The sequence below is a fragment of the Methylobacterium terrae genome (assembly GCF_003173755.1).
GTDB classification, from domain to species: Bacteria; Pseudomonadota; Alphaproteobacteria; order Rhizobiales; family Beijerinckiaceae; genus Methylobacterium; species Methylobacterium terrae.
This window is the reverse complement of record NZ_CP029553.1, coordinates 4,804,817-4,817,754: the sequence shown is the minus strand read 5'-3', so window position 1 is coordinate 4,817,754 and position 12,938 is coordinate 4,804,817. Positions and strand designations below refer to the sequence as shown.

13 protein-coding genes are annotated in these 12,938 nt (G+C 70.9%); 4 read left to right on the top strand and 9 right to left on the bottom strand.

The window, feature by feature from the left end:
• Positions 1-74 precede the first annotated feature (74 nt).
• Entirely contained in the window at positions 75-1,487 is a 1,413-nt protein-coding gene (gene glnA, locus DK419_RS22310) for a type I glutamate--ammonia ligase (RefSeq protein ID WP_109961039.1), read from the bottom strand.
• Positions 1,488-1,587: 100 nt separating this feature from the next.
• Positions 1,588-1,926, bottom strand: a complete 339-nt coding sequence (locus tag DK419_RS22305; protein ID WP_048427121.1) for a P-II family nitrogen regulator — start codon at positions 1,924-1,926, stop codon at positions 1,588-1,590.
• A 202-nt stretch (positions 1,927-2,128) separates the two neighbouring features.
• Here DK419_RS22305 and DK419_RS22300 point away from each other — a divergent pair, with 202 nt between their 5' ends.
• Positions 2,129-3,631, top strand: coding sequence for an NAD(P)H-hydrate dehydratase (locus tag DK419_RS22300; protein ID WP_109961038.1), 1,503 nt, complete (start codon positions 2,129-2,131; stop codon positions 3,629-3,631).
• Positions 3,632-3,776: 145 nt separating this feature from the next.
• Here DK419_RS22300 and DK419_RS22295 read toward each other — a convergent pair whose 3' ends face one another.
• Complete coding sequence (locus DK419_RS22295; RefSeq protein WP_109961037.1) at positions 3,777-5,141, bottom strand: PleD family two-component system response regulator; 1,365 nt, start codon at positions 5,139-5,141, stop codon at positions 3,777-3,779.
• Positions 5,142-5,169: 28 nt separating this feature from the next.
• Positions 5,170-5,550 carry a response regulator gene (locus DK419_RS22290; protein WP_109961036.1) on the bottom strand — a complete coding sequence of 127 codons (381 nt, stop codon included), beginning with the start codon at positions 5,548-5,550 and terminating at the stop codon, positions 5,170-5,172.
• A gap of 135 nt (positions 5,551-5,685) precedes the next feature.
• Between DK419_RS22290 and DK419_RS22285 the strand changes: the two genes are divergently transcribed.
• Together DK419_RS22285 and DK419_RS22280 are read left to right on the top strand one after the other, a co-directional pair.
• Positions 5,686-5,970 (top strand): DUF3572 domain-containing protein, encoded by a 285-nt coding sequence (locus DK419_RS22285; RefSeq protein WP_245442629.1) that lies wholly within the window; start codon positions 5,686-5,688, stop codon positions 5,968-5,970.
• Positions 5,967-7,298 (top strand): DNA polymerase IV, encoded by a 1,332-nt coding sequence (locus DK419_RS22280; RefSeq protein ID WP_109961034.1) that lies wholly within the window; start codon positions 5,967-5,969, stop codon positions 7,296-7,298. The genes DK419_RS22285 and DK419_RS22280 overlap by 4 nt, the downstream gene beginning before the upstream one ends.
• Before the next feature lie 22 nt (positions 7,299-7,320).
• On the opposite strand, the gene DK419_RS22275 is transcribed toward DK419_RS22280, so the two are convergent.
• Positions 7,321-8,190 (bottom strand): cell envelope integrity EipB family protein, encoded by an 870-nt coding sequence (locus DK419_RS22275; RefSeq protein ID WP_109961033.1) that lies wholly within the window; start codon positions 8,188-8,190, stop codon positions 7,321-7,323.
• Positions 8,191-8,731: 541 nt separating this feature from the next.
• On the opposite strand from DK419_RS22275, the gene DK419_RS22270 reads away from it, so the two are divergent.
• Complete coding sequence (locus DK419_RS22270) at positions 8,732-9,250, top strand: GcrA family cell cycle regulator (protein ID WP_109962441.1); 519 nt, start codon at positions 8,732-8,734, stop codon at positions 9,248-9,250.
• 261 nt (positions 9,251-9,511) lie between these two features.
• On the opposite strand, the gene phoB is transcribed toward DK419_RS22270, so the two are convergent.
• The 4 genes from phoB to pstA all read right to left on the bottom strand — a co-directional run bounded on the left by phoB (position 9,512) and on the right by pstA (position 12,918).
• Positions 9,512-10,213, bottom strand: coding sequence for a phosphate regulon transcriptional regulator PhoB (gene phoB, locus DK419_RS22265; RefSeq protein WP_109961032.1), 702 nt, complete (start codon positions 10,211-10,213; stop codon positions 9,512-9,514).
• Between the two features lie 71 nt (positions 10,214-10,284).
• On the bottom strand, positions 10,285-11,004 hold the full coding sequence (phoU, locus tag DK419_RS22260) for a phosphate signaling complex protein PhoU (protein ID WP_109961031.1): 720 nt from the start codon (positions 11,002-11,004) through the stop codon (positions 10,285-10,287).
• Between the two features lie 80 nt (positions 11,005-11,084).
• Positions 11,085-11,897, bottom strand: a complete 813-nt coding sequence (gene pstB / locus DK419_RS22255; RefSeq protein WP_109961030.1) for a phosphate ABC transporter ATP-binding protein PstB — start codon at positions 11,895-11,897, stop codon at positions 11,085-11,087.
• Between the two features lie 103 nt (positions 11,898-12,000).
• Positions 12,001-12,918 carry a phosphate ABC transporter permease PstA gene (gene pstA, locus DK419_RS22250; RefSeq protein WP_109961029.1) on the bottom strand — a complete coding sequence of 306 codons (918 nt, stop codon included), beginning with the start codon at positions 12,916-12,918 and terminating at the stop codon, positions 12,001-12,003.
• Between the last annotated feature and the right edge of the window lie 20 nt (positions 12,919-12,938).

The window sequence follows — 12,938 nt, the reverse complement described above, 5'->3', positions numbered from 1 at the left end:
GCGGGCCCGGCGCCAAAAGAGAGGGGGCCGGATCGCTCCGGCCCCCTCCGCATCCTGCTTGAACCGATGCCGGATCAGAGCGAGTAGTAGTTCACGAACTCGATCGGGTGCGGGGTCATCTCGTACCGCATCACCTCGGTCATCTTCAGCTCGATGAACGAGTCGATGAAGTCGTCGTTGAACACGCCGCCGGCCTTGAGGAACTCACGGTCGGCGTCGAGGCTGTTGAGCGCCTCGCGGAGCGAGCCGCACACGGTCGGGATCTCCTTGAGCTCCGCCGGGGGCAGGTCGTAGAGGTCCTTGTCCATGGCCGGACCCGGATCGATCTTGTTCACGATGCCGTCGACGCCGGCCATCAGCATCGCGGCGAACGCGAGATACGGATTGGCCATCGGGTCGGGGAAGCGGACCTCGACGCGCTTGGCCTTCGGCGAGGTCGTCCACGGAATGCGGCAGGAGGCCGAGCGGTTGCGGGCCGAGTAGGCCAGCAGCACCGGCGCCTCGTAGCCCGGGACCAGCCGCTTGTAGGAGTTGGTCGACGGGTTGGTGAAGGCGTTGAGCGCCTTGGCGTGCTTGATGATGCCGCCGATGTACCACAGGCACTCCTGGGACAGGTCGGCGTACTTGTTGCCGGCGAAGACCGGCTTGCCGTCCTTCCAGATCGACTGGTGGACGTGCATGCCCGAGCCGTTGTCGCCGTAGACCGGCTTCGGCATGAAGGTCGCGGTCTTGCCGTAGCTCTGGGCGACGTTGTGGATGCAGTACTTGTAGATCTGCATCTGATCGCCCATCAGCGTGAGCGTATCGAACTTCATGCCCAGCTCGTGCTGGGCCGAGGCGACCTCGTGGTGGTGCTTCTCGACCTTGACGCCCATCGACTGCATCGCCGCGAGCATCTCGCCGCGCATGTCCTGGGCCGAATCCTGCGGCGGGACCGGGAAGTAGCCGCCCTTGATCTGGACGCGGTGGCCGAGGTTGCCGCCCTCGTACTCGGTCTGGCCGTTGATCGGCAGCTCGACCGAATCCAGCTTGAAGCCGGTATGGTACGGGTCGGCGGAGAACCGCACGTCGTCGAAGACGAAGAACTCGGCCTCGGGGCCGACGAAGATGGTGTCGCCGATGCCGCTGGCCTTGACGAAGGCCTCGGCCTTCTTGGCGATGCCGCGCGGGTCGCGGCCGTAGGGCTCGCCGGTGACCGGCTCGAGCACGTCGCAGACGATCGACATGGTCGAGGCCGAGAAGAACGGATCCATGCAGGCCGTCGCCGGATCCGGCATCAGCAGCATGTCGGACTCGTTGATCGCCTTCCAGCCGGCGATCGACGAGCCGTCGAACATCGTGCCCTCGGCGAAGATGTCCTCGTCGACCAGCGACACGTCGAACGTGACGTGCTGCCACTTGCCCCGCGGATCGGTGAAGCGGAAGTCGACGTACTTGACGTCGTTTTCCTTGATTTCCTTGAGGACGTCCGTCGCGGTCTTAGACATTCTCGTCTGATCCCTTCCTAGAACGGCGTTTTGGCCGCCATGAAGCCGCGGTCCTGGGTGTCAGGCCGCGGTATTCGTCGCTGCAGAGAAGGCGAAGCCGTCAGATCGCGTCCGAACCGGTCTCGCCGGTGCGGATGCGGATCGCTTCCTCGATCGAGGAGACGAAGATCTTGCCGTCGCCGATGCGGCCGGTCTGGGCCGACTTGCGGATCGCCTCGACGGCACCGTCCACCAGCGTGTCGGGCAGCACGATCTCGAGCTTCACCTTGGGCAGGAAGTCGACCACGTACTCGGCGCCCCGGTAGAGCTCAGTGTGGCCCTTCTGGCGGCCGAAGCCCTTGGCCTCGATCACCGTGATGCCCTGGAGGCCGACCTCCTGCAGGGCCTCCTTCACCTCGTCGAGCTTGAAGGGCTTGATGATCGCTTCGATCTTCTTCATGCCGGGCGGGCCTGGTCTGCAACGGTTCCGGCGGCCTTCCTAGCATCGCGCCGCGCCGACCGCCACGGGGGATTTCCCGTGACCGGACCGAGAATGCCCAATCGGTAAGCAATTTCTGCGCGTTTGTTGCGCAACTCGCCGTTCTCAAGCCCGGCGCCGCGGCGACGCCGCCGCGTCCGGGCGCTTCTCGGAGTAGGATGCGATGGCCGGGACCGAGCTCATCACCACCGACGAGATGCGGCGCGCCGATGCCGCAGCGATCAGTGCCGGCACGCCCGGCCTGACCCTGATGCACCGGGCGGGCAGTGCCGTCGCGGAGCGCGCCCGGGCGCTCGCCGGCGACGGACCGGTTCTCGTCCTGTGCGGGCCGGGGAACAACGGCGGCGACGGGTTCGTCGCGGCGAGGCTCCTGGCGCAGGCCGGCCTGCCGGTCGAGGTCGCGCTCCTCGGATCGGTCGAGGCGCTCGGGGGCGACGCCGCGGCCGCTGCCGCCGAGTGGGCCGGCCCGGTGGCGGATGCCGTCCGCGCCGAGCCCGGAGGTTTCGCCCTGGTGATCGACGCCCTGTTCGGGGCCGGCCTGTCCCGCCCGATCGAGGGCGAGGCAGCCGCCCTCGTCGCGCGGGTCAACGGGGCGGGCGTGCCGGTGCTCGCGGTCGACGTGCCCTCGGGCCTCGACGGCGATACCGGGGCGCCGCGCGGCGCCGTCGTGACGGCGACCGAGACCGTGACCTTCGTGCGCCTGAAAGTCGGCCACCTGCTCCTGCCGGGCCGGCGCCTGTGCGGGCCGGTCTCGGTCGCCGAGATCGGCATCCCGGATTCGGTGGTCGAGGGACTCGGGGCGCGGGCCCACGTCAACGGGCCTGACCTCTGGGGCGGCACCTTCCCGCACCTCGCGCCGGACAGCCACAAGTACACGCGCGGCCACGCGGTGGTTTTGTCGGGCCCCGCCTACCGCACCGGCGCGGCGCGGCTCGCCGCCCGCGGGTCGTTGAGGATCGGCGCCGGCCTCGTCACGATCCTGTCGCCGCTCTCGGCGCTGCCGGAGAACGCCGCCCAGCTCACCGCGATCATGCTGCGCCCCTGCGACAGCGCCGACGACCTCGACGACGCGCTCACCGACGAGCGCCTGAACGCGATCGTCGCCGGCCCCGGCCTCGGCACCGGCGCCCCGACCCGCGACCTCGTGCGGGTCGCCGCGGAAGCCGGGCGCGGCCTCGTCCTCGACGCCGACGCCCTGACGAGCTTTTCCGGGAAAGCCGACGAACTCGTCGAGATGATCGCGGCCGGCGGGGCCCGGGCGGTCGCGACTCCGCACGAGGGCGAGTTCGCGCGGCTGTTCAAGGGCGTGGCCGCGGTACCGGCGGAGGGTTCGAAGCTCGCCCGGGCGCGGGCCGCGGCGGCCTTCCTCGACGCCGTCGTGGTGCTGAAGGGCGCCGACACGGTGATCGCCGCTCCCGACGGCCGCGCCGCCGTCAACTCGAACGGCACGCCCTGGCTCGGCACCGCCGGCAGCGGCGACGTGCTGTGCGGCTTCGTCGGCGGCCTGCTCGCGCAGGGCATGGAGCCCTTCGAGGCCGCCGCCGCCGCGGTCTGGCTCCACGCCGCCGCGGGCCGCCGGCACGGGCCGGGACTGATCTCGGAGGACCTGCCGGAGCTGATGCCGGCGGTGCTAAGGGAGTTGCTGGAGGGGCTCGGGCGGGTGTAACCGGCCCGCGCCGATCGCCCCCTCGCGCACCCTCATCCCGGGCATCGGCGCGGCCGGGAACCCGGGATGGCCAAGCGGGCGCCGGAGCCGTGGAGCGGGCGCCGGAGACGTGGAGCGGGCGGGCGGGACGGGGTCGCCCCTCCCCTCACGCCGCCGCGGCGACCACGCGGTTCCGGCCGGCCTGCTTGGCCTGGTAGAGCGCGAGGTCGGCGCGCTTGAGCATCTGGGCCGGATCGTCGTCCCCCGGCTGGCGGATCGCGACGCCGATCGAGACCGTGACGTCGATGGCGCAGGTGCCGCGCTGGACCTGGAACGCCGCCGCCTCGATCCGCTCCCGGATGCGTTCGGCGACCTGGCGGGCGGCATCGAGCCCGTTATCGGGCACCACCACGACGATCTCCTCGCCGCCGAAGCGCGCGACGACGTCGATGCCGCGGGTCTGGGCCCGGATGCGGGCGGAGAACTCCTTCAGCACCTCGTCGCCGGCATCGTGCCCGAAGCGGTCGTTGATCGTCTTGAAGCGGTCGATGTCGAGGATCAGCAGCGCCACCGGCCGATCGCGCAAGGATGGCTCGGAGAACAGGCCCGCGAGGTAGCTGTCGAGGTAGCGCCGGTTGTGCAGGCCGGTGAGCCCGTCGGTGACGGCGAGGTCCATCGAGGCCTGCACCGACTCGCGCAGGGAATGCGAGAAGCGCTTGCGCTTCACCTGGGTGCGCACCCGCGCCACCAGTTCGTTGCGGTCGATCGGGCGGACCAGGTAGTCGTGCACGCCGAGGTCGAGGCCGCGCATGATCCGGGCGCGGTCGTGCGGATCGGCCAGCATCACCACCGGCACGGTGCGGGTGCGGTCGAGGGAGCGGAGCTGGCTGCACAGGCGCAGGCCGTCATGGTCCTGCAGGTCGAGGCTGACCAGCACCACGTCGTAGTCGCCGGCCTTGACCCGGTCGAGCGCCTCCTGCGGCGAGGCCACCGTCTCGACGCAGTGGTACTGCCCGAGCGCCGCGGCCAGCCGCTCGGCGGAGGAGCGGCGGTCCTCGACGATGAGCACGTTGGCGTTGTGCCCGGTCTCGGCGGTGGCCGCGGCGAGGGGATCGCCGACGCGCGAGGCCATGGCGCGGCTGCGCAATTCGTCGGTCACCGCCTTCAGGCGCACCAAGCTGCGCACCCGGGCCATCAGGGCGGTGTCGTCGATGGGCTTCGTTAGGAAGTCGTCGGCGCCGGCATCGAGCCCGCGCAGGCGGTCGCTCGGCTGGTCGAGGGCGGTCACCATCACCACCGGCAGGTGCGCCGTCGTCGGCGTCGACTTGATCCGGCGGCAGACCTCGAACCCGTCCATCCCCGGCATCATCACGTCGAGCAGCACGATGTCGCACAGGCCCTTCTCGCACACCGCGAGGGCGTCGGGCCCGTTCATCGCCGAGACGACGTCGAAATACTCGACGGTCAATTTCGTCTCGAGCAATTTGATGTTCGGAAAGAGGTCGTCGACGATGAGAACGCGTGCCGACATGGAAGGTCAGGCCTCTCTCAGCTGTGGCTCAGCTCTGGCGCTCGTCGCCGACATAGGTGCGGACCGTCGCGAGGAACTTCGCGACCGAGATCGGCTTCGACAGGTAGGCCTCGCAGCCCCCCTCGCGGATGCGCTCCTCGTCACCCTTCATGGCGAAGGCCGTGATGGCGATCACCGGGATGGTCTTGAGCTCATCGTCCTCCTTGAGCCATTTAGTGACCTCGAGGCCCGACACCTCGGGGAGCTGAATGTCCATCAGGATCAGGTCCGGCCGATGCCGGCGCGCCAGCTCGATCGCCTCGATCCCGTTGGCCGTCTTGAGGGTCGCGTAGCCGTGAGCCTCCAACAGGTCGTTGAAGAGCTTCATGTTCAGCTCGTTATCCTCGACGATGAGCACCGTCTTCGTCATGGCTCACTGTCTCCGGCGCTCCAGCGGGCCGCGTCACACCCCGGCAGCAACCGGAACCGCAACACTGTTAAGCGGCACATGTTGATGAAACGCAAATTCGATGGATTTGCCAGGGGGTCCGATCCCCGTGGCGGAGTGCTGAGTGAATCCGCCGCGGAGGCCCTGGGCGCCCGCGTCTTCGGCTACGTCACCGGCGATCCGGGCCGCCTGCTGCGGTTCATGGAAAGCGCCGGCCTGTCGCCGGATGCGCTGCGGCAGGCGGCGAACGGACCGGAGCTCGTCGCCGGCCTCCTCGACCACGTGGTGGCGGACGAGGAGCTGCTGCTCGCCTGCGCGAGCGCCCTCGAGGTGCCGCCCGAGCGGATCACCCAGGCCTGGCGCCGCCTCGGCCCGCCGGACCCGGACGAGTTCGGGGCGTGAGCGGGGCCCCGTTCTGCCGCGATTGCGGCGCGGGGGCCGAAGCCGGGGCGCGGCGTTGCCGGGCCTGCGGCTCGCCGCGCCTGCTCGCCCACCCGGAGCGGGACGCGCTCGCCATCGCGCACGTCGATTGCGACGCCTTCTACGCCGCGGTCGAGAAGCGCGACGACCCCTCCTTGCGCGACCGGCCGCTCATCATCGGCGGGGGCCGGCGCGGCGTGGTCTCGACCGCCTGCTACATCGCGCGGATCCGCGGCGTGCACTCGGCGATGCCGATGTTCCGCGCCCTCGAGGCCTGCCCGGACGCGGTGGTGCTGCGGCCCGACATGGAGAAGTACGCCCGGGTCGGCCGCCAGGTGCGGGCGATGATGCAGGACCTGACGCCGCTGGTCGAACCGGTCTCGATCGACGAGGCCTTCCTCGACCTCTCCGGCACCGCGCGGCTGCACGGCGCCTCGCCGGCGGTGACGCTCGCGCGCTTCGCCCGCCGGGTCGAGGCCGAGGTCGGCATCACGGTCTCGGTCGGGCTCGCGCCCAACAAGTTCCTGGCCAAGATCGCCTCCGACCTCGAGAAGCCGCGCGGCTTCTCGATCATCGGCCGGGCCGAGGCCGCGTCCTTCCTGGCGCCCCGGCCGGTGCGGATCCTGCCCGGCATCGGCCAGGCGGCGGCCGAGCGCCTGGCAGCGCTCGGCATTCAGCGGATCGGCGACATCGGCCGGACCGCCCCCGAGCGGCTGCACGCGGGCCTGGGGCGCGATGCCGGCCGCCTCCTGGCGCTCGCCCGCGGCGAGGACCCGCGCCGGGTCCAGCCCACGCGCGAGACGAAGAGCGTCTCGGGCGAGACCACCTTCGCGGAGGACCTGCGCCGCTTCGAGGACCTGCGGCCGGTGCTGTGGCGGCTGTGCGAGAAGGTCGCCCGGCGCCTGAGGCGGGCGGAGCTGGCGGCGGCGAGCGTCACGCTGAAGCTGAAGGACCGGGATTTCCGCCTGCGCACCCGCACCCGCTCGGGCCTCGCCCCGACGCAGGTCGCCGAGCGGCTGTTCCGCCCCGCGGAAGCGCTGCTGCGCGAGGCCTGCGACGGGACCGCCTACCGGCTGATCGGGGTCGGCGCCGGCGACCTGTGCGGCGCCGCCCATGCCGACCGCGGCGACCTCGCCGACGTCTCGGCCGTGCGCGACGCCAGCCGGGCGGCGGCGATCGACGCCTTGCGCGAGCGCTTCGGCGCGACGGCGGTGCAGCGCGGGCTCGGCTTCGCCCCCCAGGGCGAGGCGCGCGCCCCGTCGGGCCCGGAGAGTGCCGGCAAGGCGGCGCCGAAGCGCGAACCGCGCTGACGGCACCGGCTCGATCGGCTCCCTACTTGCAGTCCTTGCTCTCCGGCGTGAGGTCGATGCGCGACAAGTCGCCCTTGAGGGAGAACTCGCCGTAATCGAGGCGCAACGCCCCGCTGACGCCGTTCTCGTAGAGGTCGAAGGCGAGGACGTAGACCGGGGTGCGCTCCCCCTCCCCCGGCGAGAAGTAGCTCAGGGTCACCGGCCAATGCGGCATCGTCGCCATCGCGCCCTGGCGCAGGACGGCGTCGGCCGGCACGGTGGCGGGTTTTGCCGAATCCGATCTGGCCGCGTCGGGCTTCGTCGCGTCGGGCTTCGTCGCGACCGTGCGCTGCGCGCCGATCACCGCCAGGGTGTCGTAGACCTTGCGGCCGTCGTCCGAGCCGTCGAACACCTTCACGGCGACGGTGGACTGCCCGGCCCGGGCGGCCTCGATCAGGCGCTTCATGTGGGCGGCGGGAAACAGCACCTCGCCGGGCACCGCCATCTCGCCGCGCTTGGGCTGCTTGAGGGTGATGTCCACGCCCTTGTCGCCGCGCTCGGCATTGCCGTCGACCGGCGCGGCGGCCTTGCCGTTGAGGTCGGATTGGGTGCGGAAGCGGAAGCTGCGGCCGTCGCCGCTCTCGAAGGTGGTGTTGCGCAGGTCGGAGGTGCGGGTGCCGCTCTCCGAGCTCTCCAGCACCGTCACCTGGCGGTACTGCAGGGCGAAGCCCTTGCACGCGTCGCCGGTGAAGTCGAACACGATCCGGCCGCGCGCGCCCTCGACCGCGCGGGTACCGGAGCTGCCGGACAGCGACAGGTCGTAGACGGCGCGATGGGGCGCGAGGTGCACGGCATCGGCCGCCAGTGCGGGCGGCGCGAGCGCGAGCAGGACGCACGCGAGGGCTGTTCGCATGAGGTCTCCCGGGGCGGCCGTCGGTACTGGCGTCGGCCCTGTTGGTCGCCTCAAGATAGGCCCCGCCCCGGCGCCCGGCAACGTGCCGGGCGAAGCCGGCCGGGGCCGGGCCGTGGCGCCGCTGCCACGCTTGCCGAAGACCGGGCCGGAAACCCGTGCTCGTCGCGTGCCGCAGCCCCGGCGCAACCCGGGCGCGATGGACGGCACGGCGGGACGAAGCCCCGCAAGGGAGCGAACAGCGCCTTGATGAAAAAGGATTATTCCCGGCCGCACCGTCGTCCCGCCCAGGCCGTGCGGTGGATTCTCGGGTCCATCCGGGCGGCCCCGGCGGGCCGGTCCGCCGCGGGGAAAAACTAACTCGGCCGGGGCCGGACTCTTGCGCGGATGTTAGGCCGTCCTGTAGGTTCACCCCCGTCGCCACCGCCCGAGGCGTGGCGGCGATCACCAGCAGGATCGGACGAGTCCAACGCGCGGTCGAACGGCGGGCCGCTCGCGTCTGCGCGTCGATTCCATGGGTGATGTCGGGGGAGTGGAGGCGGCGATGATGGAAGCGGGTCCGGGCTGGACGAAGGAGCGCGTCGAGCTCCTCAAGCGCCTGTGGAGCGATGGCCGGAGCGCCAGCCAGATCGCCGCCGAGATCGGCGGCGTCTCCCGCAACGCCGTCATCGGCAAGATCCACCGCCTCGGCCTCGCCGGCCGGGTTCTGAAGGCGAACGGCGCCGCGCCGGCCGGCGGCCGGCGGCCCCGGGCCGAGACCGATGCGCCCCTCGCCGAGACCCCGTCCGTGCTCGCGCCGGCCCCGCCGGCCCTCGCCCTCATCAAGCCTCACGCCGCCACGCCGTCCGCCTCGGTCGCGCTGCCGGAGAGCGCCCGCGTCACCATCATGGAGCTGCGGGAATTCATGTGCCGCTGGCCGATGGGCGACCCGTCGACGCCGGATTTCCGCTTCTGCGGCGACCGCGCGATCAGCGGACTGCCCTATTGCACCCACCACAGCCGCATCGCCTACCAGCCCGCCGCCGAGCGCAAGCGCGACCGCAAGGTCGTCGGGTTCCGCTAGCCCCGCACGGCCGGAGGCGGCGCACCCGCCGCTTCCGATGGGTTGACGATATCGCTCAAATCCTAACGATTCCTGTCCGGCCGCCGCCGGTGCCGGGCGCATCACGGGCCGTTCGTCCCGCCCCCGATGCCGACCTCGGCCGTCGCCCCGGGGCCGCGCCGAGGCTCGCCCCGCGATGGCGATGGAGGGGATCGGGTCCGTCGGCCGAGTTCCGTCGTCCCGGGCCGGACGAGTTTCCGTCCGGAACGGCCGATGCCCGCCTCACGCGTCGGGCGCGAACATCTCGTCGAAGGAGTAGCCCGAGCCGCGCACGGTGCGGATCGGGTCGGTGTCCCGGCCGCGGTTGATCGCCTTGCGCAGGCGGCCGATATGCACGTCGACCGTGCGCTCGTCGATGTAGACGTCGTGGCCCCAGACGCCGTCGAGGAGCTGCTCGCGGGAGAAGACCCGGCCGGGGCTCTGCATCAGGAACTCGAGCAGCTTGAACTCGGTCGGGCCGAGATGCAGCTCGCGCCCGTCGCGGCGGACGCGGTGGCTGACCCGGTCGAGCTCGATGTCGCCGGCGACCAGGAGGTCGGCGACGTGGGCGGGCTTGGAGCGGCGCAGCAGGGCGCGAACCCGGGCCAGCAGCTCCGGTACCGAGAACGGCTTGACGATGTAGTCGTCGGCGCCGGTGGCCAGTCCCCGCACCCGGTCGCCCTCCTCGCCCCGCGCGGTCAGCATGATGACCGGCAGCCGCTCGGTCTCGCGTCGGGCGCGGATGCGCCGGCACAATTCGATGCCCGACAAGCCGGGCATCATCCAGTCGAGGAGGACGAGGTCGGGCACCTGCTCGCGCAGGCGGATATCCGCCTCGTCGCCCCGGGCGACGGCGTCGACCTCGAAGCCCTCGGCCTCGAGGTTGTAGCGCAGGAGGAGGGTGAGGGCTTCCTCGTCCTCGACGATCAGGATGCGGGTACTCATCGCGGGCACTTCAGGCGGGGATCATGGGTGGGGGCCCGCCGGGCCCGAAGGCCCGGACGGGCGTGTCGCCCTCAGGCGTCGGCCTGGTTGTCGAGGGTGGCGAAGCTCGAACGGTCGTTCTTCGGACGATCGGTCGTCAGCGTCTCGCCGGTGGCGAGGTAGTGGATCGTCTCGGCGATGTTGGTGGTGTGGTCGCCGATGCGCTCGACGTTCTTGGCGCAGAACAGGAGGTGCGTGCAGAACGTGATGTTGCGCGGATCCTCCATCATGTAGGTCAGCAGCTCGCGGAACAGCGAGGTGTAGAGCGCGTCGATGCCGCCGTCCCGGGCCCAGACGTCGAGGGCCGCGACGGTGTCCTGGGTGGCGTAGGCGTCGAGCACGTCCTTGAGCTGGCCCTGGACCAGCTCGTTCATGTGCTCCACGCCGACGACGATCTTCTGCAGCTGGACCTGGTCGCTGATAGCGACGACGCGCTTGGCGACGTTCTTGGCGAGGTCGCCGATGCGCTCGAGGTCGCCCGAGACGCGGATCGCCGAGATCGTCTCGCGCAGGTCGATCGCCATCGGCTGGCGGCGGGCGATCAGGAGGATCGCCTTCTCCTCGATCTCGCGCTGCAGCCCGTCGAGGCGCTGGTCGACCGCGATCACCGCCTGGGCGAGGCTGGCGTCGCGGCGCAGGAGCGCCTGGCCGGAATCGGCCACCATCTTCTCGGCGATGCCGCCCATCTCGGCGATGCTGCGCCGCAGGTTCTGCAGCTCCTGGTCGTAGGAGGTGACGATGTGGCTCGACATGGATTTTCGACTCCCCGCGGTGAGGTGGAGTGTAGGGCGCGCCGGCCCGGAGCCGGGCCGGCGGAACGGCTCCCGGATCCTCAGCCGAACCGGCCGGTGATGTAGTCCTGGGTCTGGCGCTTCGTCGGGTTCATGAACAGGCGGTTGGTCGGACCGTACTCGACCAGCTCGCCGAGATACATGAAGGCGGTGAACTGCGAGATGCGCGCCGCCTGCTGCATGTTGTGGGTGACGATGGCGATGGTGAACTCGGTCCGCAGCTGCTCGATCAGCTCCTCGATGCGGCCGGTCGAGATCGGGTCGAGGGCCGAGGTCGGCTCGTCGAACAGGATCACCTCCGGGCGCTGCGCCACCGTGCGGGCGATGCAGAGGCGCTGCTGCTGGCCGCCGGACAGGCCCATGCCGGACTGCTTCAGCTTGTCCTTCACCTCGTCCCACAGCGCGCCCTTGCGCAGGGCCTCCTCGACGCGGACGTCGAGGTCGGCCTTGCCGAGGCGCTCGTAGAGCCGGATGCCGAACGCGATGTTGTCGTAGATCGACATCGGGAACGGGGTCGGCTTCTGGAACACCATGCCGACCCGGGCGCGCAGCTCGTTGAGGTCGATCGAGGGATCCAGGATGTTGCGGCCGTCGAGCAGGATCTGCCCTTCCGCGCGCTGCTCGGGGTAGAGGCTGTAGATCCGGTTGAAGGTGCGCAGCAACGTCGACTTGCCGCAGCCCGACGGCCCGATCAGCGCCGTGACCTGGCGGTCGAGGAAGTTGAGGTTGATGTTCTTCAGGCCCTTGAAGTCGCCGTAGTAGAAGTTGAGGTCCTTCACGGCGAGGCGGATCGCGGCGGATTCGTCGGCCTGGCTCTGGCCCACGACCGGCGCGGCGGTGGCGGTGGCGCTCATCGGTGTGTCTCCGGGCAGAAGTATTTTCGAAGAAAATACGTCACAATCAGAAGTGGAGAGCAGCACCCGGTCGCGGAGCGATCGGGTGCTGCCGACGTGCGGATCAGCGCCCCTTCGGGCCGCTCAGGACGAGGCGGGCCACGATCGACAGGCCCAGGATGGTGACGGTGATGAGGAGCGCGCCGGCCCAGGCCAGCTGGCGCCAGTTCTCGTAGGGCGAGAGCGCGAACTGGTAGATCATCACCGGCAGGTTCGCGACGCCGCCCATCAGGTTGGGGCTGAACCAGGAATTGTTGTTGAGCGCGGTGAAGAGCAGCGGCGCGGTCTCGCCGGCGATGCGGGCGAGCGCCAGGAGCACGCCGGTGACGATGCCCGACTGCGCCGCCCGCCAGGTGACGCTGCGGATCACGATCGAGAGCGGCGCGCCGAGGGCCGCGCCGGCCTCGCGCAGGGTGCCGGGCACCAGGCGCAGCATGTCCTCGGTGGTGCGCACGATCACCGGGGTGGCGATGATGGCGAGCGCGACGCCGCCGGCCCAGCCCGAATAGCCGCCCATCGGCCGCACCATCAGGGTGTAGACGAACAGGCCGATCAGGATCGAGGGCGCCGAGAGCAGGATGTCGTTGAGGAAGCGGATCAGGTTGGCGAGGTGCGAGGTGCGGCCGTACTCGGCGAGGTAGGTGCCGGCGAGCACACCGATCGGCGTCGCCACCGCGATGCCGAGCGCCGTCATCACCAGGCTGCCGAGGATCGCGTTGGCGATGCCGCCGCCCTCGGAGCCGGGACCGGGCGTGACCTGGGTGAACAGGTTCGGCGAGAAGCCGCGCACGCCCTCGATGATGAGCATGAGCAGGATCGAGCCGAGCACGACGGCGCCGAGCACCGTGGCGAGCGTGCAGGCGACGATCAGGAACTTGTCGGCCGAGCGCCGGCCGGCGCGGACCCGGCCCCACTGCGCGGGGGCCGGGTGGGGGGGAGCGGCCGGGGTGGAACCCTGGACCGCGGCCGGGGAGGCGTTCATCGGGAAGCGTCCTGCGGGTT